We start from the raw sequence: 22,017 nt of genomic DNA, 5'->3' as shown, positions 1-22,017 counted from the left end.
CGGACACATTCATTCGTCGTCGGAAGCGACCACCCGTCGCATCGATTCGACCGATCGTCGCAGGACAACGAGTTGCAACGTGATGCAACGGTGCGTTTGCGCGAGCTTGTGACTACCCTCACACGGAGTCAGAAAAGTGTCGATCAATGTGGAAAGAAGGCCGTCAGCCATGACAAGCGCAGCCGAAACGGACGTCCCCCAGGCATATCCGCCGAGCGCAGAGTTCGCTGCGGCCGCCAACGCGGGACCGGAACTGCAGGCTGCCGCAGATACCGACCGCCTTGCTTTTTGGGCGAATCAGGCTGAGCGCCTTCACTGGCACCAGAAATGGACCGACGTCCTCGACTGGACCGACGCCCCCGTCGCCAAGTGGTTCGTCGGCGGACAGTTGAATGTCGCCTACAACTGCGTCGACCGCCACGTCCTCGCCGGCAACGGTGACCGCGTCGCCATTCACTTCGAAGGCGAACCGGGCGATTCCCGCGATCTGACCTACAACGACCTTCTCGCCGAAGTCAGCCGCGCCGCAAACACTTTCACCGACCTCGGCCTCGTCGCCGGCGACCGCGTCGCCATCTACATGCCGATGATCCCCGAAGCGATCGTCACCATGCTCGCGTGCGCCCGCCTCGGCCTGACCCATTCGGTCGTCTTCGCCGGATTCTCCGCCACCGCGCTGCGCTCACGCATCGACGATGCGCAAGCCAAACTTGTTGTCACCGTGGACGGTCAGTGGCGACGCGGCGCCGCAGCACCCATCAAAACAGCGGTCGACGAGTCCGTCGCCGGAGCCGACTCCGTACAGAACGTGTTGGTAGTCAACCGAACCGGCATCGACGTCGAGTGGACGCCCGGTCGCGACCTGTGGTGGCACGAGACCGTCGCCCAGGCTTCACCCGAGCACGAGGCACAGCCGTTCGACGCCGAACATCCCCTGTTCATCCTCTACACGTCCGGCACCACCGGTAAGCCCAAGGGCATCATCCACACCTCCGGCGGCTACCTCACCCAAGCCTCCTACACCCACCACAACGTCTTCGATCACAAGCCCGGCAAGGACGTGTACTGGTGCACCGCCGACATCGGCTGGGTCACCGGACACTCCTACATCGTCTACGGACCCCTCTCCAACGGTGTCACCCAGGTCGTCTACGAAGGCACCCCCAACTCCCCGAACGAGCACCGCCACTTCGACATCATCGAGAAGTACGGCGTCTCCATCTACTACACCGCACCCACCCTCGTGCGCACCTTCATGAAGTGGGGGCGCGAGATCCCCGACGCCCACGACCTGTCCTCCATCCGCCTCCTCGGCTCCGTCGGCGAACCGATCAACCCCGAAGCGTGGCGCTGGTTCCGCGACGTCATCGGCGGCAACAAGGCCCCCATCGTCGACACCTGGTGGCAGACCGAGACCGGCGCGATCATGATCTCCCCGCTGCCCGGTATCACCGCCACCAAACCCGGATCCGCGATGGCGCCGCTACCGGGTATCTCCGCGAAGATCGTCGACGACGACGCCAAGCCCCTCGGCCCCGGCGGCAACGGCTACCTCGTCCTCGACGAGCCGTGGCCGGCGATGCTCCGCGGCATCTGGGGCGACATGGAGCGTTACCGCGACACCTACTGGTCCCGCTACGCCGAAGAAGGCTGGTACTTCGCCGGTGACGGCGCCAAGTACGACGAGGACGGCGCCCTGTGGGTCCTCGGCCGCGTCGACGACGTCATGAACGTCTCCGGCCACCGCATCTCCACCTCCGAAGTGGAATCGGCACTGGTCAACCATCACGGCGTCGCCGAAGCCGCCGTCGTCGGCGCCGCGGACGAGACCACCGGACAGGGCATCGTCGCGTTCGTCATCCTGCGCGAAGGCGTCGAAAACACCGGCGACATCCTCATCGCAGAGCTCAAAGCTCAGGTCTCCACCGACATCAGCCCCATCGCCAAACCCCGTCAGATCACCATCGTGCCGGAACTGCCGAAGACCCGATCCGGCAAGATCATGCGCCGCCTCCTACGCGACGTAGCCGAAGGCCGCGACCTCGGAGACACCTCAACCCTGGTCGACCCCAAGGTATTCGACGCAATACGCGGTAAGTAGGGCCTGCGGCCCCTGTGAGCCTTTCTGGTGGTCCCCGCTACCAGGAAGGCGCACAGGGGCGGAGCCCCCTACGCCCCTACATCATCGAGCGATTCGTCCTTCGTCTCACGCATGACGAGCAATGCAACAAACGTCAGAGCCGACGCGACGAGTAGGTAGATCCCGACCCAGCCGACGCCGTAGTGGTCGACCAGGTAGACCGCGATGAACGGCGCTACTGCCGCACCGAGGATGCTTGCGGTGTTGTAGGCGATACCGGAGCCCGTGTACCGGACGTTGGTCGGGAACAGTTCCGGGAGAACAGCACTCATCGGTCCGAAGGTCAGGCCCATGAGGATCATGCCCACAACCAGGAAGGCCAGCATGCGGCCGTCACTCATACCGTCGGTGTGCAGGAAGAGTCCGAATGTGAGGCCGAACAGCATCATTGTCGCGGTGATGACGAGCAGCGTGATCCGTCGACCGTAGCGGTCGGCCAGCCACCCGGACACCGGGACCGCCGCTGCGAAGAACACAACCGCAATGAGCTGCAGGACAAGGAAATCGGTGTACTTGAAGCCCGCTCCCGTACCGCCGTCCGCGGCGGTTTTGCCGATTCCGTAGCTCAGGACCCACGTGGTCATGAGGTAGAACAGCGTGTAGGTGGCGAGCATGACGAATGTGCCGATGATCAGCTGACGCCAGCTTGTCTTGAATACCTCGGCGAGGGGTGTCTTGACCTTCTCGCCGCGCTCGACGGCGCGCGCGAACACCGGCGTTTCTTCGAGCCGCAGACGCACGTACAGGCCGATCATCACCATGATTGCGCTGAGCAGGAACGGAATTCGCCAGCCCCACGAGAGGAACGCGCCATCAAGGTCCGGGTTGGCGCTGTCGTGGTCCATCATCAACGAGATCGTCAGGAACAGTCCGTTGGCAAGGAAGAAGCCGATGGGTGCACCCAACTGTGGCCACATGGCCGCCCAGGCCCGTTTGCCTTCCTTTGCGGTTTCGGTGGCAAGCAGCGCTGCTCCGGACCATTCACCACCGAGGCCGAGGCCCTGACAGAAGCGCATCAGCGCGAGTAGCGCAGGCGCGAGCAGCCCGACTTGCGAATAGGTCGGCAGGAGGCCGATGAGGAAGGTTGCGACGCCCATCGTCAGGAGCGAGCCGACGAGGGTCGCTTTACGTCCGACCCGGTCGCCGAAGTGACCGAACAGAATCGAGCCGAGTGGACGCGCCACGAATGCCAGACCGAATGTCGCCAGAGACGCGAGGAGCGCGGTGGTGTCGTTGCCTTTGGGGAAGAACAGAAGCGGGAAGACCGACACCGCGGCCGTTGCGTAAATGTAGAAATCGTAGAACTCGATCGACGTGCCGATCATGCTCGCGACAACGATTCGACGGCGAGGTACGCCGCCGACAGTTTCGCCGCCCGCCGGCGTCGGCGGGTTCTTACTCAGTGACGTGCTCACTCGTGGTGCTCCTGCAGCTGTACGAACATTGCGGTATACGAACATTGCCCAATTGGTGGGATGAATCTCAGTCAGTAGGAATTGAACACCCTGCGCGTTTTCTCGCGCAAATTCGGGTTCTGGGCCGAATCCGCGATAAAATTCCGTAAAGGTGAGCCGGGAAGTCTGGTCGGCACGTGATTCGTCGCGTCCACATGTCTGCAAACCGAACAAAGGCGTTGCTCCCGCGTGATCTCCACAATGCGTTCCGAACTGTCCCGATACCTACGCACCGAAACCGTTGGCGGCTCTATCCTGCTGATCGCCGCTGCCATTGCTCTGATCTGGGTGAATTCACCACTCGGCGACAGTTACATCGCGCTGCGCGACTTCCAGATCGGACCGTCTGCGCTGCACCTGAACCTCAGTCTCGGCACGTGGGCGCAGGACGGTCTGCTGGCCATTTTCTTCTTCGTGGCCGGCCTCGAACTCAAGCGCGAACTGGTTGTCGGAGAGCTCTCCGATCGCAAAGCTGCAGCGCTTCCGATCATCGCGGCATGTGGCGGAGTTCTCGTTCCCGCGCTCATCGCGGCGTCGATCGGCTTCGGCACTCCTGGGATGGACAAGGGTTGGGCGATCCCCGTTGCCACCGACATCGCGTTTGCCCTCGGTATCCTCGCCCTGACCGGTTCCCGGATACCGGCCAGCGCCCGCGTGTTCCTACTCAGTCTTGCGGTAGTCGACGACCTCCTGGCCATCATCTTGATCGCGGTGCTCTTTACCGCGTCGATCGCGATGTTGTGGCTGCTCACCGCCGCTGCGGCGCTTGCGGTGTACGCCTACGCCCAACACAAACGCATCACGACGCCGTTCCTCTACGTGCCACTTGCCCTGCTCACCTGGTACTCGATGCACGAGGCCGGTATCCACGCCACTCTCGCCGGCGTCGCGCTCGGCCTGCTCACCCGAGTTGTCCGCGACAAGGACGAGGAATACGCCCCCGGCACCCGACTCGAACATCGCATCCAGCCGTACTCCGCCGGCTTCTGCGTTCCGGTGTTCGCACTGTTCGCGTCCGGCGTTCCCATCAACGCCGAGGTACTCGGCGACATCTTCACCGACCCCGTCGGGCAATCGGTCTTTGTCGGCCTCCTCGTCGGAAAAACTGTGGGAATCTTCGGAATTTCCCTGCTCGCGATCAAATTGGGCATAGCCACGAAGCCCAAGACACTCGAACGCAGAGACATGTTTGCCCTCTCAGTGCTCGGCGGCATCGGGTTCACCGTTAGCCTGCTTGTAGCAGACCTCGCACTGGACGGGGTCGGCGATGGCAGCGAGGCCGAAATAGCGAAGGCCGCAGTTCTCGTGACATCGTTGATAGCGTCGCTGATCGGATCAGCGCTGCTGTGGCGACGTGGACGGGTTCATGCGGCGCGAGCTGAAGCCAATGCCATAGCCACAGACGCGAGAGAACTACCTGGAGAGGTCGACAAGTGAGCGTGACCAACGGAGAGAGCCAACGCTTCACCGGAGATGGGGTGCCGAACACGGTGTCGTCCATTCCTCTCACCGACGTAGACGCCCGAACACCGGCTGAAGCCTCGATCGGCGCACTGGTCAGGGATGCGACGGCTCAGGTTTCGACACTGGTGCGTGCCGAAGTCGAGCTTGCCAAGGCCGAAGTCACCGGTGAGGTCAAGAAGGGCCTGCAGGGCAGCGTCTTCTTCATTCTGGCCTTCACTGTTCTGCTGTTCAGTTCATTCTTCTTCTTCTTTTTCCTGGCGGAATTGCTCAGCGTATGGCTCGAGCGTTGGGCCGCTTTCCTGATCGTGTTCCTGATCATGGTGCTGACCACCGCAGTACTCGCACTCCTCGGTTATCTGCGGGTTCGCAAGTTGCGGGCTCCCGAGAAGACAATCGAATCGCTCAGAGCCGCAAAGAGCGTCATTCCCGGCAGCCACGACGACACAAAGCCGTCGGTCGACTTCAACGCGCGCAGGTAACGAAGCAGCTGTGTCAGCCCCAGATCCATCCACCGTCAGATTCGACGGCCCCTGGATTCACCGGGACATTCATGCCAACGGCATCCGGTTTCACGTCGTCGAGGTCGGCGACGCTGATCCGGATGCTCCGTTGGTGGTTCTGCTGCACGGTTTTGCCGACTTCTGGTGGTCATGGCGCCACCAGTTGACGGCACTGTCCACGCAGGGTTTCCGAGTGGTTGCCATTGATCTACGCGGCTATGGAGATTCAGACAAACCGCCCCGCGGATACGACGGTTGGACGCTGGCCGGCGACGTGGCCGGGTTGATCCGGGCGATGGGATACGGCAAGGCCACTCTGATCGGTCACGCCGACGGCGGCCTGGTGTGCTGGGCAACCGCGATCCTGCATCCGCGTCTGGTGCGGTCGATCGCTCTGGTGTCGTCGCCGCATCCGCACGCGCTCAAACAATCAGTCCTCCGCGACCGCTATCAGCGCAAGGCACTCTTTCCGGCGTTCCTGGCGAACCAGCTTCCGTTCCGCCCGGAACGGCGTCTGACTGCCGACAACGGCGCCGAAGTGGAGCGTCTGGTGCGCTCCCGCTCGGGTCCTGCGTGGCCCGAGCAGGCCGAGTTCGGTGACGTTGTCTCCAAGTTACGTTCAGCGATCCGCATTCCGGGGGTCGCTCATTCGACGCTGGAGTACCAGCGGTGGGCGTTCCGAAGTCAGCTTCGCACCGAGGGGCGCCGGTTCATGCGTCTGATGGATCAGACACTGCACATTCCGATCCTGCAGATACACGGCGAACTCGACCCGTACATTCTCACGCGGACAATACGACGCGGTCGGCGTTGGGCGCCCGGCGAACAGTTGCACCCCGTCTCCGGAGTCGGTCATTACGCCCATTGGGAAGCCCCACAGCGCGTCAACGACGCGCTCCGGGACTTCCTGGCAGCCGACTAGCTACTCAGAGGATGCAGACGCCGGTGGAGACCGGCGTCGACGCGCTTTCCGCCATGGCGAGTTGGCGCGACACCTCATTGGCAGTGAGGACGAACCCGGTGTCAGTGTCGTCGATGGCGGCACCGAACACGACACCGAGCACTTCACCCTGATCGTTGACCATGGGCCCACCGGAATTGCCCTGTCGAATCGATCCACGAACGGTGTACACCTCACGCTGTGTGGTGCCGGCTTTGTAGATGTCAGGACCGTTGAGGTTCAGGATTTCGCGAACACGAGCCGCGCTGGCCGTGTACGGACCTCCACCCGGATATCCGAGCACCAGTGCGTTGTCCCCCGTTTGAGCGGGCTGAGCGGCAAACGGCAGAACCGGCGCCTCGAGTCCGGGCACCGCGAGGATCGCGATGTCGACGGCCGAGTCGAAGAGCACAACCTGGGCGGGTAGTGCACCTTGCATCGTGTCGACGGTGATGCTCTCGGTACCCGCCACGACGTGTGCGTTGGTCATGACACGCTCAGGCGCGACGATGAACCCGGAACCTTCGAGCGCGCGCTGGCAACTCGGCGCGACGCCGTTGATGCGCAGAACGCTCGGACGCAACTGCGCGGCCAGCGGGCTCGCCAGAACACTCGCGTCCGGCGCTTCCACTTCGGTGATGGGTGTGCGGCCGAACGGACCGATGACATCGGGCAATCCCGAGGTGTCGAGCAGCGCCGAGAATTCCGTCGGAATCTGCCGCAACCATTGCGGCGCGAGGTCGTCGACACCGGCCAACACGTTCGACCCTCGGACTGCTGCTGCGACGTTGGGCTGAGACGACGACGTCAGCGGAATTGCCAAAAGCCACGCGGCAACCACCACGGCAACTGCTTGAAGCCCTGCACCGATCACGCTGTCCACTGATCTTGCGGCCGGAGAATGCATACCGCTGCGCGCGGCTCGGCCCAGAACCATGCCGGCAACTTCGCCGATGATCACCAACACGACGATCAGTGAGATGCCGGCGAGGATGCGCAGCTTGCCCTCGGTCACATGCACCAGAACATGCGGTGCCAGCAGAATTCCGGCGACAGCACCCAGAATCACACCGACAAAAGCCAACGCCGACGCTACCGCGCCCTGACGCCATCCCGATGTCGCGGCGATGAGAGCCACCACCACGATCGCAAGATCGACCCACCGCGAACCTGTCATCGGGGAACCGCCGAATCTTCGATGTCTTCGCCCAGTTCTGCGAGCGCTGTGTCCAGATCACGCACGTCGTGATGATCCCAGGGGATTTCCCAACCGGACACCTCGAAGAGTCCGGCCAGTATTCCGGCAGTGAAGCCCCACACGAGCATGCCGTCGGCCAAAAACGCCGGACCTTGGTACCCGGCCTGGTGACGCACCTGGAAGCGGTTGTCGGGGTCGAGCAGAGTGCGCAGCGGAACCCGCGCGACACGGCCGACCTCGCCGGAATCCTGGATGCCCACCGAGACCGGGTCTTCCCAATAAGCGATCACCGGTGTCACGTCGAATCCGGACGGCGGAATGAATATTTCGGGCAACGTCGCCAGCGGGAGCACACCGCGCGGGTCGAGACCTGTTTCTTCCTGCGCCTCGCGCAGCGCTGTGCCGATCGGACCGTCGTCACCGTCGTCGGCGGCACCGCCGGGGAAAGCGACCTGTCCACTGTGCTGGCGCATAGTCGACGCGCGTTGTGTCAGTAGTACGTCAGCGTCGTCCGGCATCCCACCGAGGCACATGGGATCAGCCTCTCGGGATCCTCCGAAGAGGACGAGCACCGCGGCGGGCCTGGTGGTCGTCCCGCGCGGCGGCCGACGGTCGAGCACGGGGTTGAGTCGATGTGGATCAGTGGGTTGGGTGCTGGCTACAGCACGTAACCATTCGGGAACGGATGAGCTCATACGACAACTCCCAAATACTGCGCCGTGGCGGCAGCTATCTCATCCGCACTGCGGAACGGTTGAGGCAACACCTTCGCGACGGTTCCGTCGGGACGAATGAGCACAGAGACCGGCAGCACAGGTGGCGCGCCGACGGCAATCTGCACCTTGCTCGAACCGTCCTGAACTCCGGGTAGTCGAACGGAATAGTCGATCAGTCGGGTCAAAGCGTTTTCCTGGTTCGGATCGGAATGCACGGTCAGCACAGTGATACTGTCCCCCGCGCGATCCGCAAATTCCTGCAAATGCGGCAGTTCTTCGGCGCATGGCGCGCACCAGTACGCCCACAAATTCAGCAGCGCGGGCTTACCTCCCAGCGCGGCAGCAAGATCGACCGAGCTTCCGTCTGCAACACAGTCGAGCGTGATCCCAGCGAGTGCGGCGCCGGCCGGAGCTTCGGCGGTAGGCGTCGGGCACGCTGTCAGTCCGGCTTGCCCACGAAGCTGATCGAGCGATTCGGACGACGGGGTGAACGTCGGCGGCCGATAGGCGGACGTCGAGGAACCGCCAGCCGAAACCGGGGTGTCATCTCCCCCGCGCGGCCAGATTGCAACAGCGAGCGCAACAACAACCGCAAGCACAACAAGGGACCACCGAGCAGCATTGGACATCTGGGTCACAACCCGGCCAGAGCGAGCAGATGCTCCGTCTCCGGGCCCTTCACCAGCGCAGCAGCTTCAGTTTTGTCGGTAGGACCAAGGCCGTAGGACGGGCAGTCCTTGGCCAGAACGCACACTCCGCACGCCGGCTTACGCGCGTGACAGACGCGTCGTCCGTGGAAGATCACACGATGTGACAGCAGGGTCCATTCCTTACGTTCGATCAAAGCCCCGACAGCATGTTCGACCTTGACGGCATCTTCTTCGTCCGTCCACTTCCACCGACGTACCAAACGTCCGAAGTGGGTGTCGACGGTGATTCCCGGGACGTCGAACGCATTTCCCAGAACCACGTTGGCTGTCTTGCGACCGACTCCCGGCAACGTCACGAGGTCTGCAAGTTTGTTCGGCACTTCGCCGTCGTAACGCTCGAGCAGCGCCTGACCCAATCCGATCAGCGAGTTGGCCTTGTTCCGGTAGAAGCCCGTTGACCGGATGTACTCCTCGAGCTCGGTCCGGTCGGCTTCGGCGTAGGCCTTGGCGTCGGGATAACGGGCGAACAACGCCGGGGTGACCATATTGACGCGGACGTCAGTGCACTGCGCCGACAGGATTGTCGCCACCGTCAACTCGAGGGGCGTCGTGAAGTCCAGTTCGCAGTACACATGTGGGAAGGCAACGGCTAGTTTCCGGTTCATCCGACGCGCGCGACGGACCAGCGCGAGATGGGATTCCTCGTCGCGAGCGCCGGCAGACCGGCGGGTCGCTGAGCGCTCGGTCGGGGTGGTCTGCACTCAGACAACTGTACGGATACACCCCGACATGACATTTGGTCGTGTCGATTCCGAGATGTTGGCCGTGTTTACTCTCCTCTATGCAAGGACTCGCCGTGATTCTCTTCCCAGTGCTGTTGATGCTTTTTGCGCTGGCCATGGAACGGGTCGAACGGAGACTGCGTCGACTCTCGGTTCGGGAGAACGAGGTGGCGGAGTTCCTCGACCAGGCTGGTCCCGACGACGTCGCGTCGCTGGCGACCGATGGGTTCCCGCATGCGTTTGCCCGCTTCCACCTGCGCCGGAAGGGTCGACCGGCCATCGCTCCGCGGCAATCGGGCGCAGAAGAACTGCCCACTCGCTAAGGCGATCGAAGAGGCATACAAGGTAGTCAATTTTATTCGCCATCAGGATAATTTCGACGCTTTCGTGGCATCAATCACTCGTGCCGAGCGCGTGGGACGTAGACTTCGATGCCGTACCTGTTGTATTCAACACGGACTGTGTCTGACGCAGCGTCTCGCTCGCACGAGTGAAGGCCTGCGTCTGGGCGGTTCGTGAGTACAAACCAAGCACAACCGGGTACAAAGTTAGATAGCGCAAAAAATGACACCACAAACGAACAAATCCCAACAAGGAGCGCACGTGGACGACGTCCTGGCAAGAGCCGGCATCTTCCAAGGAGTCGAGCCCTCAGCGGTAGCGGCGCTGACCAAGCAGCTGCAACCCGTCGACTTCCCCCGTGGACATGTCATCTTCAACGAGGGTGAACCCGGTGACCGCCTGTACATCATCGTGTCCGGCAAGGTGAAGATCGGTCGACGCTCACCTGACGGTCGCGAGAACCTGCTGACGATCATGGGTCCGTCCGACATGTTCGGCGAACTGTCCATCTTCGACCCGGGTCCCCGCACCTCGACGGCCACCACCGTCACCGAGGTTCGTGCCGTGAGCATGGACCGCGACGCTCTCAAGGCTTGGATCCAGCAGCGCCCCGAAATCGCCGAGCAGCTGCTCCGCGTTCTCGCACGTCGCCTGCGTCGTACCAACAACACGCTCGCCGACCTGATCTTCACGGACGTTCCCGGCCGTGTCGCCAAGGCACTGCTGCAGCTCGCACAGCGCTTCGGCACCCAGGAAGGTGGCGCGCTGCGCGTCACTCACGACCTCACCCAGGAAGAGATCGCCCAGCTGGTCGGCGCTTCCCGTGAGACCGTCAACAAGGCTCTGGCCGACTTCGCTCATCGCGGATGGCTGCGCCTCGAAGGCAAGAGCGTCCTGATTTCGGATTCCGAGCGTCTCGCGCGTCGCGCACGCTAGTTCTACCGTCTCGACTCTTTCGGCCGCTCCCACATCGGTGGGGGCGGCCGAAGTCGTTTCCGACGCTCGGCGCGACGGGTATAGCGCGCAACCACATAGGCATTTGTGTCACGTGCGAGCGCTGGCATGCTCGATGGAGGCAAATACGACTCCAAGGGGATGCATGTCCGAGATAATCGCTTCCGCTGCTGCGGGGAAGTTCCGCGGCATCCGACGCGACGGTTCGTTGTATTTCGGCGCGATCCGCTACGCAACCGCGGCCAGATTCCAACGGCCCGAACCTGCCGCATCTCATACCGGCATTCTCGACGCCACCAGGCCAGGCACCGTGTTTCCTCAACCACCGTCGCGACTCGAGCGTGTCATGGGAGCGCCGCACCCCGAGCCTGAGCAGAGTGAGGACAGTTTCACCGTCACCGTCACGACGCCCTCGTTGTCCGGTAGCCGGCCCGTCATGGTGTGGCTGCACGGCGGTGGATACTCCAGCGGCGGAGGTTCACTGGCGTGGTACGACGGCGGCGCGTTGTCGGCCGAAGGCGATGTCGTGGTCGTATCGGTCAACTATCGCGTAGGCGTACTCGGCTATCTCCTCCTCGAGGGCGTCAGCGACGGCAACCTCGGCGTCCACGATCAGATCGCGGCCCTCGAGTGGGTACGCGAGAACATCGCGGGATTCGGTGGTGATCCCAATTCGATCACCGTGTTCGGCCAGTCCGCCGGCGCTCATTCCATCGTGAACCTGTTGAACAGTAATAACTCTCGGCCTTTGTTCCACCGAGCAATTCTGCAAAGCACCCCGCGGCTGGACCTCAACTTCACCAAGACCGCTGCGATCGAGAACGGCGAGACCTTTGCCCGACTGCTCGACGGCGATCCGAATACCGCTCCCCTCCCCCTAATCCTGGACGCCTTCCGCGCCACAGCCGTCGAGTTCGGCAGACGGTCTGAAAATGTTGTTCAGCCACCCTTTGCCCCGATATCCGACGTTGCACCACTTACCGGAAGCGCCGACAGTGGCGTGACAGAGGTAGTCATCGGATATACCCACGACGAGGGATCCGCCTTCGTTCGCGGGCTCCCCGGCGGCTCCATGGCCGACGAAACCACGTTGACGCAGAACATGTTTGCCGAGACGGTCGCAGAACTGGCCGATACCTTCACTCAGGCGGGTACCTCGGTCTACACCTACCGATTCGACTGGACACCTCCCGAGAACATCTTCGGTGCTACGCATTGCATCGAACTTCCGTTCATCCTCGGCACCGAAAAGTCTTGGCACGGTTCACCCATGCTGGGCATAGCCGACTGGACCACCGTCGACGAAATGGGTAGACGCATCCGCACGCTCTGGACTTCGTTTGCACATAACGGAAGTCCGGACAACGAGAACACCTGGAAGAAGTTCTCGACCGACGAACCGATCGGAATCACCTTCACCTGAGCAACTTCGGGCGGCAATCCCCGCTAGGATTGCAGATATGGACATGCCCAAGCTCCTCGACGGGCGACTCAAACTTCGCCACCTGCTTCTGGTCGACGCCCTGAGCCGTCAGGGCAGCGTGGTCGGCGCCGCTGCCGCACTGCACATCACACAACCTGTGGCAACCCGCAGCCTCCACGACATAGAGTCCATCCTCGGCGTCTCCCTGTTCGATCGCGGACCACGCGGCATCACCCCGACAATATTCGGCGATGCCTTCACCACCCACGCTCGGGCGGTTATCGCTCAGCTCACCGAAGCGGGTCGACACGTCGTCGAATTGGCCGACGCACACCGCGGAACCGTCATCGTGGGAACACATCTCGCCGGTTCCAACGTCTTGCTGCCCGGCGCCATTGCGCGGCTGAAAGTTCAGCATCCGCTACTGACCGTGATCGTCCGCGAAGGCACTCCGGAGCAGTTACTCACCGACTTGGAGGCCGGTCGTATCGACCTCATCGTCGGCCGACTCACAGCACCGACAGACGACCGCGCCGTCAGACGCAATCTCTACGCCGAGTCAGTTGAACTTGTTACCCGCGTGGATCATCCACTGACCAACCGTGACGAGGTGCAGCTCGACGAACTCCGCGAGTTCCCCTGGATCCTGCCCGGCGTCGAAACGGTGCTCCGACGCGAACTCGAGGAGTTCTTCGCCAGGAACGGTCTCCCCTTACCCGAGAACCGGGTAGAGGCAACGTCTTTCCTCACGGTGCGACAGCTCTTGCTGGAAACCGACATGATCGCTGTCCTTCCGAGTCTGATTCATCGCGACGACACCCGCTTGACCACACTCCCGATCACCCTGGATCCCATCGGTCACAGCGTCGGTCTCACGTCGTCGGCGACGAGGACGTCCAGTCCGTCGGCACAGGCACTTATCGCGTCGTTGCGCAGTTTCGCGGAAGAACTCATGAACCAGTAAACGTTCGAAAGCCCGCTCCCGGAGCGGGAGCGGGCTTCGAATATCGTTACACGTCAGGCGTTTTCTGCCACCCGCTGCTCTTCGTGCTGCAATCCCCGCGATGAGTCGGGCACCACCTTGAACAGCGCTATCGCGCCAACCAGACTGATCGAGCAGATCGACGCCAGGTACCACGTCACGCCCACAGATGATCCCGTGGCGTCCAGCAGAGCCGTCGCAATCATCGGAGCCAATCCGCCGCCCAGAATTGCACCACTCTGCAGAATCAACGACGAACCCGAGTATCGAACCTTGGCCGGGAACGTGTCGGCAATGATGCTTCCCTGGACACAATGAGTCACCGGAATGATCAGTCCCATTCCCAGGAACGCCACAACTGCAACGACCTTGTTCTCGGTGTTCAGCAGCGGGAAGAACGCGATGCACCACAACAGGATTGCGGCGGATCCTCCGATGAACATGTGCCGTCGACCGTACTTGTCGGCCACCTTGGTCCAGATCGGGATGGAAAGGAACCACAGGACCGCTGCCGCGGTGACACTGAGCACCAGGAATTGTTTGTCGTAGCCCAGATGTTGAGTTCCGTACGACAGAGTGAACACCATGAAGGCATATGCCACGGCGGAGTTCGCCAAACACGCGGCCAGCGTCAGTGACAACCGGGGGAACCCGACCTTGAGCGACTCACGCAGCGGGAACCGGACTATCTCGCCCTTCTCCATGATCCCGGCAAACGAGGGCGATTCGGTAACCCGCAACCGGATCACCAGACCGATCGCCACCAGAACGAAGCTGAGCAGGAACGGTATGCGCCAACCCCACGATTGGAAGGCCGAGTCCGACATCAACGCACTGGTGGTCAGGAAGATGCCATTGGCCAGAACAAGTCCGGCGGGGGTGCCCATCTGCGGGAAACCCGCATACAGGTTCTTCTGCCCGGCTGGCGCGTGCTCCATCGACATCAGCGTGGCACCGGCGCCCTCACCGCCGAGGCCGATGCCCTGGACAACTCTCATCGCCACCAGAAGTACCGGCGCCCAGAAACCGATGGAATCGTAGTTCGGAATGAGTCCGATCAGCGTGGACCCGACTCCCATCATCACCAGAGACACCACAAGCGTCGCCTTGCGACCGATCCGGTCACCGAAGTGCCCGAACACCAAGCCGCCGACGGGCCTGGCGATGAACCCGACCGCAAAGGTGCTGAAGGCTGCTAGGGTGCCGGCGGTCGGACTCAGACTCGGGAAGAACTGCTTGTTGAAGATCAGCGCTGCGGCTGTTCCGTAAAGAAAGAAGTCGTACCATTCGAGGGTTGTGCCGGCGAGGGTTGCCATGGCAACCCGGCTGCGGGCAGCTTTCTCCGGCAACGGCTTTCCGTCACTGGTTACGCTTGTGGTCATCGCGGATACCTATCGATTGGATGAGGGGCAGTACGGTACGGTGAAATCTGTTTTTGCCGAGCATGTTTCAAAGGTTGTCTGAATTATGCTCATTAGAGACATGACTCACAAATGCCGAAATCACCGTGCGGCATACCGGAAATGGTATAGCTGAAGGATCAGCCGATCCCCAAGAAGCGTTCCGCATTTCCCCGCGAGATCAGTTGGCGTGCAGTCTCGTCCAAGAACTCACTCTTGCGCACCACCTCACCTACCGGTCGCTCGCCGAGGGGATACGGGTAATCGCTTCCCACCATCACCCGGTCAACGCCCACTGTGTCCACCAGTAGTCGCAGTGCACGTTCGTCGAAGACGACAGAATCCACGTAGAACCGGCCCAGATAGTGCGACGGCGGGAATTCCGATGTACCGATAATGTCGTTGCGGCCGTACCAGGCGTTTTCCATCCGGCCGAGCCAGAACGCGAAAGATCCGCCGCCGTGGGCAAATCCGATCTTGAGTCGGTCGTCGATCTTGTCGAACACGCCGCCGAGAATCAGCGCGAGTATCGACAGATGCGTTTCTGCGGGCATTGCGGTGAGCCACTGCGCCATCCACCGATCCAGGCGCGGTGAGGACGCCATGTCCCACGGGTGCACGAAGACCGGAACATCCAGTGACGCGCAGTGCTGCAGGAATGTCACGACTCCTTCGCTGTCGAGATCGAGGTCGCCGACGTGATTGCCGATCTCGACGCCTCGGTGCCCGTTGGCGATGCATCGTTCGAGTTCGCGGCACGCAGCATCGGTGTCCTGCAACGGAACCTGACAGAACGGGATAAGTCGATCTTTTGCCGGTTCGACGATCTCGAGCGCCAGGTCGTTGAAGATCCGAGAGATACGACTGGCCTGCTCGCCTGTTCGGCCGTAGTTGAAGAATGCCGGTGTCGGCGAGACGACCTGGGTGTGGATACCGTCGGCATCCATGTCACGCAGGCGCACCTCGGCGTCCCAGGCGTCGGATTGGATCCGTCGGAACTCCTTGGTGCCCATCATGATCATGGCTTCGGTTTCCGACTCCACTTTCAGCCACGGCGCGTCCGGGCCGGCATCAGCCGTGAGATCGGGCCACCCGTTGGGCACGTAGTGGGTGTGGATGTCGATCATGTTGCTCATCGCTCAGCCCTTGCCGGGATGGAGCGTGCCGCACTTGTCACACGTGCGGGCGTCTTCACTCTCGTAGAACGTGACGAAGACGGGCGGAAGGTCGGCCACGATGTCGCGTACCTGAAGTTCGACTTCGTAGATCTTGTGATTGCACTCCAGGCAGTACCACTGGAAGTGCTCCAATGTTCCTTCCTGCCTCACTCTTTCGATCACCAGACCGATCGATCCTGCGGTGGGGCGCTGCGGCGAATGGGGCAGGTTTCCCGGCAGCAACCAGCTCTCGCCCTCGCGGATGTCGACCCGCACCGGTCCGTCTTCGGTCATGACGTTGACGTGGATGTCGCCCTCGACCTGGTAGAACCACTCCTCGTACGGGTCGAGGTGGTAGTCGGTCCGCTGGTTGGGCCCACCGACAACCTGCACGATGAAGTCGTCTCCGAGTGCCATCGTCTGGTTGTTGACCGGTGGCTGCAGCAGGTGGCGGTTGTCGTCGATCCATTTCTTGAAGTCGATGACGGGAGGAATGGTGGTCATGATGCGTTCTCCGTGTTCTCGATTGACAGCCGTCGGGCGGCGGGGTTCTCGATTGACAGCCGTCGGGCGGCGGGGTTCTCGATTGACAGCCGTCGGGAGGCAGGCACGTAGGCCACACCGGAAATCTCGATGAGCAAGTGCGGGTGGGGCAATTGGTGAACTGCCACTGTGGTTCTCGTCGGACCGTTTTCATCGAATAGTTCGGCGTAGACCTCGTTGTATCCGCCGAAGTCGTTCATCGACACCAGGTATGACGTGACCTGAACCAGATCACGCAGTTCACCACCCACCTCGGCGAGGATCGCCGCGATGTTCTCGATGACGGCACGTGTCTGCGCGCGAATGTCGAGCGCCGTGGTGCCCATCTCGTCGACCTCGACGCCCACAAACGTATTGTCGGGCCGACGTGAACTGGTACCGGAGACGTAGACGAAGTCACCTACCACCTTGACGTGCGGGAACTTTCCGCGCGGCTTTGCCATCTTCTCGATGACCTGCGCCCCACTCATCGCCGCACACCATTCACCGAGACGGTACCCAGTCCGTCGATGCTGCACTGTGCGACTCCCTCGTCGAGTCGCACGGCAGCAGTCGCCGCGCCGGCCAGAATCACGTAGCCGGCCCGGAGCGGAATGTGCCGACGGCGGGCGATATCCACCAAGGCATGCAACGCGTGCACGGGATCTCCGAGGATTGCTGCCGTCGAACCGGTAACCGTTTCGCTTCCTACCTCCATGCGCACCACCAAGTTCGCGGCACTGCGCATCGACTGCCACGGGCCGATGACATATCCAGCGGCACTGGTGTTGTCGGCGACAACGTCGGTGTAGGTGAAGCGGAAGTCGCGGTAGCGCGAATCGATGATCTCCATCGCCGGAGCAACCGCGTCGACGCAGGATTCTATGTCCATGCTCGGGTCGTCGAGATCGACGTCCTTCGACAGCCGGTACGCAACTTCGGGTTCGATCTTGGGGTGGATGAACGCCGATAGTTCCAGGTCACCGCCGTCCGTCACCGCCATCGCGTCGGTCAACTGCCCGACGATCACCTCGGAGACACCCATCTGCGCCATCTTCGCTTGGCTGGTGAAGCCGAGCTTGATGCCCACCACCGATTCGCCACGGGCAGTGCGTCGTTCGATGAGTTCGTTCTGAATCCGGTAGGCGTCGTCGATATCGATAGTGTGATCGTCGGCGAGGCTCGGTGTGTCGGTGCGACTCTGCGCAGCGTCGTCGAGGCGACGCGCAAGCGCGGATACGGTGTCTTCTGGGGCTGTCATCACGCCTCGCTCATTTCTCTGGAACTTCCTGCGGTTTCGATGTTCACAGTTGCACACACACATTTGTCGGTTCGGTGTAGAAGTGCAGCGAGGACTCGCCACCCTCACGTCCGATACCGGACAGGCCCATACCGCCGAAGGGGGATCGCAGTTCACGGGTGAACCACGTGTTGACCCAGGAGATTCCGACGTTCATCTTCTGGGCGACGCGGTGTCCGCGGCGCAGGTCGTTGGTCCACACGGAGGCCGCCAAGCCGTACTCGGTGTCGTTTGCCAAGGCGATCGCTTCTGCCTCGGTATCGAACGGGATGAGTGCGGCGACGGGTCCGAAGATCTCCTCGCGCACGACGCGATTCTTGTTGGTCAAGCCAGTCCACAGGGTGGGTTCGACCCACGATCCACCGGACAGATCCTGCCCGAGATCCGGAATTCCGCCACCGGTAAGCACTTTCGCGCCCTCCTGCTCCGCGATCTCGAAGTAGTCGAGAACCTTCTTCCGGTGTGCCTGCGAGATGAGCGGGCCTGTCGTCGTCGCAGTGAGCGTCGGGTCACCCAGACGCAATCCTGCTGCCCGCTCGACAAGTCCACCGGCGATGTCGTCGAAAATGCTGCGGTGCACGTACACCCGTTCGGTGCACAGGCAGACCTGGCCTGTGTTGGTGAACACCGATTTGGTCAGACCCGTCAGCGCTTCGTCGATGTCGACGTCGTCGAACACGATCGCGGCGTTCTTGCCGCCGAGCTCGAACGAGACCGGACGCACCCGTGGTGCAACGGTTTTCATCACGTGCGAGCCGGTTGCCGAAGACCCGGTGAAGGTGACACCGTCGATACCGGGGTGGGTGGTGAGGAACTCGCCCGCAGAATTCGCACCGAACCCGTGCACGACGTTGTAGACGCCGGCAGGAAGGCCGACTTCTTCGAGCACCTCGGCCAGCAACGACGCCGTCGCCGGCGTCTCTTCGGAAGGCTTGACCACCACGGAGTTTCCGCATGCCAGCGCGGGCGCCACCTTCCAGGTCAGGAGAAGCAGTGGCAGGTTCCACGGCACGATGACCGCAACCACACCGAGCGGCTTGCGGATCGCGTAATTCAGCGCCTGCTTGCCGCCGGCCAGATCCGTGACAAACGACTCCTGCCCCGCTGCGGCGACGATGTCGGCAAAGGTACGGAAGTTCGTCAGGGCGCGAGCAACGTCGAGTTCGCGCGCCTGCGTGATCGGCTTGCCCGTATCCGCCATCTCCGCGGCGACAAATTCCTCGAACCGCTCCTCGATCCGATCCGCGGCCCGTCGCAGCAGCGCCGTCCGCTCTCGGACCGGCGTATCGGCCCAACCGTTGTCCAGAGCACGTCTGGCAGAGATCACAGCCCGATCGACCAGGGCCTTGTCGGCCTCGTGGACCTTGGCAAGAACACGGCCGGTTGCGGGGTCCACCTGGTCGAAGCTCGACGACGCGTCGGGTTCGACGTAGGAGCCATCCACGTAGTTGCGGATCCATCCGTCGCATTGTGAGGTCATGGACTAACTATTGGCCCCGAACCCATATCAAACAAATGCAAAAACTGCCGCCAGCTATACCTCAATTGGCATAACAGGCGGCAGTTCCACTGCACGGTTCAGCGACGCAGATATGCCAACTGCACATTGACCGATTTTTCTGCCACCGGCCAGAGTTTCGGATCGACATCCGAATAGACGTGCTCGACCACGTCGCGTACCGACGCGGAATCGCCGAGCGAGACCAATGCCGCTCGCACCTGATCGAGCCGTTCTTCGCGATGCGCGAGGTAGTGCTTCGAAATCTCCTGCAGGTCAAGCAATTCCGGGCCATGCCCAGGAAGAACGGTTCGCCCGTCGCCGAGTTCGATGAGCGCACGCAGCGATGCGAGGTAGTCCCCCAGATCGCCGTCCGAATCATCGAGAACCGTTGTGCCACGGCCGAGTATCGTGTCGCCGGTCAGCACACTGCCCTCGTTCTCGATGACGATCGAGACCGAGTCCGCGGTATGACCGGGAGTTGCCACGATACGCAGGCGCAGCCCGGCAACCTCGATGAGTTCACCGTCGACAAGCGTCGTACCGCTGCCGCGCAGAAACTCGGGAGAAACGGAACGCACTGGCGCCGAGGTCAATTCGTGAAAACGGCTCACTCCGCCGGTGTGATCGAAGTGCCGATGCGTGATCAGGACCAACGCCACCGCGCCGACTCCGGCCACTCGCTGCAGATGTTCTTCGTCGTTGTCACCGGGATCGACGACTACATACTGGTCACTGCCCGGCGCCCGCAGAATCCAGGTGTTGGTGCCGTCGAGCGTCATCATGCCCGGGTTGTTCTCGAGCATGACCGACGCGATGTCGGTGACGCGGCGAAGCTGCGCGTATGCGGGATGAACCGTTGTCATCAGCGAACTTCTACGATCAGTTCCACCTCGACAGCGGAGCCGAGGGGAAGTTCTGCAACACCGACAGCGGAGCGAGCGTGAATGCCTGCGTCGCCGAAGACCTCGACGAGGAATTCGGACGCGCCGTTGATCACGCCGGGCTGACCGGTGAAGCCTTGCGCGGAGGCGACAAATCCGACGACCTTGACCACACGAACCAGGTTGTCGATGCCAACCAGAGCGTTGATCGCGGCAAGAGCGTTGAGCGCGCAGACACGCGCGGCGGCCTTTGCGTCAGCATCCGACGCGTCCGCGCCTAGCTTGCCCGTCAGCGACAGCTTTCCGTCGACAAAAGGCAACTGGCCCGAGGTGTAGACGTGATCGCCACTACGAACCGCAGGGACATAGGCAGCGACCGGCGCCGCAACCGCGGGCAGTTCGATGCCGAGTTCCGCGAGACGCGCTGACCAGGTCTGTGTTGTTTCGGTCATGCGCCTGCAACCTTCGGACGCTTGAGGTATGCGACGTGCTGTTCGCCCGACGCGCTCGGAAGAACCGTCACCAGCTCCCAACCGTCGACGCCCCAATTGTCGAGGATGGCCTTCGGGTTGTGGACCAGCAACGGAGTAACGGTGTATTCCCAGGAAGTCAATTCACTCATGCGGTGAGCCTATCCCGCGCACATCTTCGGCCCCAGACTTATAGGCTCGCGGTGTGGTTGCATCCCAAGATGAGCTGAGCAAGAGCTGGCCGGAGTCCGCATCGAAGGCCCGCCTGCATTTTGTGTCGGGAAAAGGCGGGACCGGTAAGTCGACGGTAGCCGCCGCCTTGGCGCTCGCGTTAGCCGAAGGTGGCCGACGCGTTCTGCTGGTGGAAGTGGAGGGCCGCCAGGGAATTGCGCAGCTCTTCGACGTGCCACCGCTACCCCCGCAGGAAACGAAAGTCGCAGCTGCCGAAGGTGGCGGTGAGGTGATGGCGTTGGCCGTCGATATCGAGACGGCTTTCCTCGAGTACTTGGAGATGTTCTACAACCTGGGCTTCGCCGGCCGCGCGATGCGCAAGTTCGGCGCCATCGAGTTCGCCACGACCATTGCACCTGGCCTGCGTGACGTACTGCTCACCGGCAAGATCAAGGAGTGCGTCATCCGCACCGATCGGACCGGGAAGCGCGTATACGACGCCGTTGTCGTCGACGCCCCGCCGACGGGCCGGATCGGCAGTTTCCTCGACGTCACGAAGGCTATGGCCGATCTCGCCAAAGGCGGGCCGGTGCATTCGCAGAGTGAGGGCGTCGTGCGACTGCTGCACTCGCCGGAAACAGTGGTGCATCTGGTGGCGCTACTCGAGGCACTGCCCGTGCAGGAAACCGCGGATGCCGCCTTGGAATTGGCGCGCGACGAGCTCAATCTCGGCGCGATCATCGTCAACCGCACCAGCCCGAAGTTCCTGCCGGAGGGCACTCTGGCGGGTGCTGCGGCCGGAAAGATCGATGCCGCGTCCATTCGATCCACGCTCACGGATGTCGGCCTCGAACTGTCGGACGACGACTTCGCCGGATTGCTGACGGAAACCATCGAGCACGCGTCTGTTCTCGAAGCGCAGGAATCCAGTGCGGAGAAACTGCAGGAGATCGACGGCGCCCGACTGCACTTGCCTACTCTGGCCGACGGCGTCGATCTGGGTGGCCTCTACGAACTGGCCGAATACCTCATGGAACAGGGTGTCCGATGACCGAAACCACCGAAAACGC

General features: G+C 62.2%; 22 protein-coding genes and 1 pseudogene. 9 read left to right on the top strand and 14 right to left on the bottom strand.

The window, feature by feature from the left end:
• Positions 1-169 precede the first annotated feature (169 nt).
• Positions 170-2,101 (top strand): acetate--CoA ligase, encoded by a 1,932-nt coding sequence (gene acs, locus KYT97_RS22065; RefSeq protein WP_033235944.1) that lies wholly within the window; start codon positions 170-172, stop codon positions 2,099-2,101.
• Positions 2,102-2,169: 68 nt separating this feature from the next.
• On the opposite strand, the gene KYT97_RS22060 is transcribed toward acs, so the two are convergent.
• On the bottom strand, positions 2,170-3,555 hold the full coding sequence (locus tag KYT97_RS22060) for an MFS transporter (protein WP_033235943.1): 1,386 nt from the start codon (positions 3,553-3,555) through the stop codon (positions 2,170-2,172).
• Positions 3,556-3,795: 240 nt separating this feature from the next.
• On the opposite strand from KYT97_RS22060, the gene nhaA reads away from it, so the two are divergent.
• Genes nhaA through KYT97_RS22045 form a run of 3 tightly spaced genes read left to right on the top strand, consistent with a single transcriptional unit; the run spans position 3,796 to position 6,480 of the window.
• Positions 3,796-5,031: a Na+/H+ antiporter NhaA gene (gene nhaA, locus KYT97_RS22055; RefSeq protein WP_033235942.1), complete on the top strand. Its 1,236-nt coding sequence runs from the start codon at positions 3,796-3,798 to the stop codon at positions 5,029-5,031.
• Positions 5,028-5,537, top strand: a complete 510-nt coding sequence (locus KYT97_RS22050) for a phage holin family protein (RefSeq protein WP_033235941.1) — start codon at positions 5,028-5,030, stop codon at positions 5,535-5,537. Before nhaA ends, KYT97_RS22050 begins: the two co-directional genes overlap by 4 nt.
• Positions 5,538-5,547: 10 nt before the next feature.
• Positions 5,548-6,480, top strand: coding sequence for an alpha/beta fold hydrolase (locus KYT97_RS22045; protein ID WP_141485494.1), 933 nt, complete (start codon positions 5,548-5,550; stop codon positions 6,478-6,480).
• 4 nt (positions 6,481-6,484) lie between these two features.
• Here KYT97_RS22045 and marP read toward each other — a convergent pair whose 3' ends face one another.
• From marP to nth, 4 genes are read right to left on the bottom strand one after another with little or no spacing between them, the layout of a single operon-like run.
• Positions 6,485-7,675 (bottom strand): acid resistance serine protease MarP, encoded by a 1,191-nt coding sequence (gene marP / locus KYT97_RS22040; protein ID WP_033235939.1) that lies wholly within the window; start codon positions 7,673-7,675, stop codon positions 6,485-6,487.
• Positions 7,672-8,391, bottom strand: a complete 720-nt coding sequence (locus tag KYT97_RS22035; protein ID WP_045066561.1) for an NUDIX hydrolase — start codon at positions 8,389-8,391, stop codon at positions 7,672-7,674. Before KYT97_RS22035 ends, marP begins: the two co-directional genes overlap by 4 nt.
• Positions 8,388-9,041: a TlpA family protein disulfide reductase gene (locus KYT97_RS22030; protein WP_095888111.1), complete on the bottom strand. Its 654-nt coding sequence runs from the start codon at positions 9,039-9,041 to the stop codon at positions 8,388-8,390. The genes KYT97_RS22035 and KYT97_RS22030 overlap by 4 nt, the downstream gene beginning before the upstream one ends.
• 5 nt (positions 9,042-9,046) lie before the next feature.
• Positions 9,047-9,823, bottom strand: a complete 777-nt coding sequence (nth, locus tag KYT97_RS22025; protein ID WP_033235937.1) for an endonuclease III — start codon at positions 9,821-9,823, stop codon at positions 9,047-9,049.
• Between the two features lie 80 nt (positions 9,824-9,903).
• Here nth and KYT97_RS22020 point away from each other — a divergent pair, with 80 nt between their 5' ends.
• The 4 genes from KYT97_RS22020 (at position 9,904) to KYT97_RS22005 (ending at position 13,527) form a co-directional block, all read left to right on the top strand.
• Entirely contained in the window at positions 9,904-10,167 is a 264-nt protein-coding gene (locus KYT97_RS22020) for a hypothetical protein (RefSeq protein WP_033235936.1), read from the top strand.
• A 280-nt stretch (positions 10,168-10,447) separates the two neighbouring features.
• A complete protein-coding gene (locus tag KYT97_RS22015) occupies positions 10,448-11,122 on the top strand; it encodes a Crp/Fnr family transcriptional regulator (protein WP_003943506.1) in 675 nt (224 codons plus the stop codon).
• Between the two features lie 163 nt (positions 11,123-11,285).
• Positions 11,286-12,563, top strand: a complete 1,278-nt coding sequence (locus tag KYT97_RS22010; RefSeq protein ID WP_172937723.1) for a carboxylesterase family protein — start codon at positions 11,286-11,288, stop codon at positions 12,561-12,563.
• A gap of 37 nt (positions 12,564-12,600) precedes the next feature.
• A complete protein-coding gene (locus tag KYT97_RS22005) occupies positions 12,601-13,527 on the top strand; it encodes a LysR substrate-binding domain-containing protein (RefSeq protein WP_045066557.1) in 927 nt (308 codons plus the stop codon).
• Between the two features lie 53 nt (positions 13,528-13,580).
• On the opposite strand, the gene KYT97_RS22000 is transcribed toward KYT97_RS22005, so the two are convergent.
• From KYT97_RS22000 to sp36, 9 genes and pseudogenes are all read right to left on the bottom strand, one after another.
• Positions 13,581-14,927 carry an MFS transporter gene (locus tag KYT97_RS22000; protein ID WP_033235932.1) on the bottom strand — a complete coding sequence of 449 codons (1,347 nt, stop codon included), beginning with the start codon at positions 14,925-14,927 and terminating at the stop codon, positions 13,581-13,583.
• A gap of 158 nt (positions 14,928-15,085) precedes the next feature.
• Complete coding sequence (locus KYT97_RS21995) at positions 15,086-16,081, bottom strand: amidohydrolase family protein (protein WP_045066556.1); 996 nt, start codon at positions 16,079-16,081, stop codon at positions 15,086-15,088.
• A 3-nt stretch (positions 16,082-16,084) separates the two neighbouring features.
• Positions 16,085-16,606, bottom strand: coding sequence for a 3-hydroxyanthranilate 3,4-dioxygenase (locus tag KYT97_RS21990; protein WP_045066554.1), 522 nt, complete (start codon positions 16,604-16,606; stop codon positions 16,085-16,087).
• Between the two features lie 74 nt (positions 16,607-16,680).
• Positions 16,681-17,115, bottom strand: a pseudogene (locus KYT97_RS21985) (RidA family protein); the annotation flags it as partial.
• Positions 17,112-17,885, bottom strand: coding sequence for a 2-keto-4-pentenoate hydratase (locus KYT97_RS21980; protein ID WP_219113081.1), 774 nt, complete (start codon positions 17,883-17,885; stop codon positions 17,112-17,114). The pseudogene KYT97_RS21985 and the gene KYT97_RS21980, both read right to left, overlap by 4 nt.
• 43 nt (positions 17,886-17,928) lie before the next feature.
• Positions 17,929-19,404 carry a 2-hydroxymuconic semialdehyde dehydrogenase gene (locus tag KYT97_RS21975; protein WP_219110676.1) on the bottom strand — a complete coding sequence of 492 codons (1,476 nt, stop codon included), beginning with the start codon at positions 19,402-19,404 and terminating at the stop codon, positions 17,929-17,931.
• A gap of 98 nt (positions 19,405-19,502) precedes the next feature.
• Entirely contained in the window at positions 19,503-20,288 is a 786-nt protein-coding gene (locus KYT97_RS21970) for an MBL fold metallo-hydrolase (protein ID WP_219110675.1), read from the bottom strand.
• Positions 20,288-20,758, bottom strand: a complete 471-nt coding sequence (locus KYT97_RS21965; protein ID WP_033235926.1) for a RidA family protein — start codon at positions 20,756-20,758, stop codon at positions 20,288-20,290. The genes KYT97_RS21970 and KYT97_RS21965 overlap by 1 nt, the downstream gene beginning before the upstream one ends.
• The gene (gene sp36 / locus KYT97_RS21960) at positions 20,755-20,928 is read right to left on the bottom strand and encodes a Sp36 family protein (RefSeq protein ID WP_092805866.1); all 174 of its coding nucleotides are present in this window, start codon (positions 20,926-20,928) and stop codon (positions 20,755-20,757) included. The genes KYT97_RS21965 and sp36 overlap by 4 nt, the downstream gene beginning before the upstream one ends.
• Positions 20,929-20,981: 53 nt before the next feature.
• Here sp36 and bagA point away from each other — a divergent pair, with 53 nt between their 5' ends.
• Positions 20,982-21,998 carry an ATPase BagA gene (bagA, locus tag KYT97_RS21955; RefSeq protein WP_095887750.1) on the top strand — a complete coding sequence of 339 codons (1,017 nt, stop codon included), beginning with the start codon at positions 20,982-20,984 and terminating at the stop codon, positions 21,996-21,998.
• The last annotated feature ends 19 nt before the right edge of the window (positions 21,999-22,017 follow it).

The sequence above is a fragment of the Rhodococcus globerulus genome (assembly GCF_019334125.1).
GTDB lineage: Bacteria > Actinomycetota > Actinomycetes > Mycobacteriales > Mycobacteriaceae > Rhodococcus_F > Rhodococcus_F globerula.
This window is presented reverse-complemented; position numbering and strand designations above follow the sequence as displayed.

What these genes read in the sequence shown, in the direction of transcription:
- KYT97_RS22030 (WP_095888111.1), bottom strand. Translation starts at nt 9,041, where the DNA reads ATGTCCAATGCTGCTCGGTGGTCCCTTGTTGTGCTTGCGGTTGTTGTT.
- nhaA (WP_033235942.1), top strand. Translation starts at nt 3,796, where the DNA reads ATGCGTTCCGAACTGTCCCGATACCTACGCACCGAAACCGTTGGCGGC.
- KYT97_RS21965 (WP_033235926.1), bottom strand. Translation starts at nt 20,758, where the DNA reads ATGACCGAAACAACACAGACCTGGTCAGCGCGTCTCGCGGAACTCGGC.
- KYT97_RS21970 (WP_219110675.1), bottom strand. Translation starts at nt 20,288, where the DNA reads ATGACAACGGTTCATCCCGCATACGCGCAGCTTCGCCGCGTCACCGAC.
- acs (WP_033235944.1), top strand. Translation starts at nt 170, where the DNA reads ATGACAAGCGCAGCCGAAACGGACGTCCCCCAGGCATATCCGCCGAGC.
- KYT97_RS22000 (WP_033235932.1), bottom strand. Translation starts at nt 14,927, where the DNA reads ATGACCACAAGCGTAACCAGTGACGGAAAGCCGTTGCCGGAGAAAGCT.
- KYT97_RS21975 (WP_219110676.1), bottom strand. Translation starts at nt 19,404, where the DNA reads ATGACCTCACAATGCGACGGATGGATCCGCAACTACGTGGATGGCTCC.
- KYT97_RS22010 (WP_172937723.1), top strand. Translation starts at nt 11,286, where the DNA reads ATGTCCGAGATAATCGCTTCCGCTGCTGCGGGGAAGTTCCGCGGCATC.
- sp36 (WP_092805866.1), bottom strand. Translation starts at nt 20,928, where the DNA reads ATGAGTGAATTGACTTCCTGGGAATACACCGTTACTCCGTTGCTGGTC.
- KYT97_RS21995 (WP_045066556.1), bottom strand. Translation starts at nt 16,081, where the DNA reads ATGAGCAACATGATCGACATCCACACCCACTACGTGCCCAACGGGTGG.
- KYT97_RS22035 (WP_045066561.1), bottom strand. Translation starts at nt 8,391, where the DNA reads ATGAGCTCATCCGTTCCCGAATGGTTACGTGCTGTAGCCAGCACCCAA.
- KYT97_RS21980 (WP_219113081.1), bottom strand. Translation starts at nt 17,885, where the DNA reads ATGACAGCCCCAGAAGACACCGTATCCGCGCTTGCGCGTCGCCTCGAC.
- KYT97_RS21990 (WP_045066554.1), bottom strand. Translation starts at nt 16,606, where the DNA reads ATGACCACCATTCCTCCCGTCATCGACTTCAAGAAATGGATCGACGAC.
- KYT97_RS22005 (WP_045066557.1), top strand. Translation starts at nt 12,601, where the DNA reads ATGGACATGCCCAAGCTCCTCGACGGGCGACTCAAACTTCGCCACCTG.
- marP (WP_033235939.1), bottom strand. Translation starts at nt 7,675, where the DNA reads ATGACAGGTTCGCGGTGGGTCGATCTTGCGATCGTGGTGGTGGCTCTC.
- KYT97_RS22020 (WP_033235936.1), top strand. Translation starts at nt 9,904, where the DNA reads ATGCAAGGACTCGCCGTGATTCTCTTCCCAGTGCTGTTGATGCTTTTT.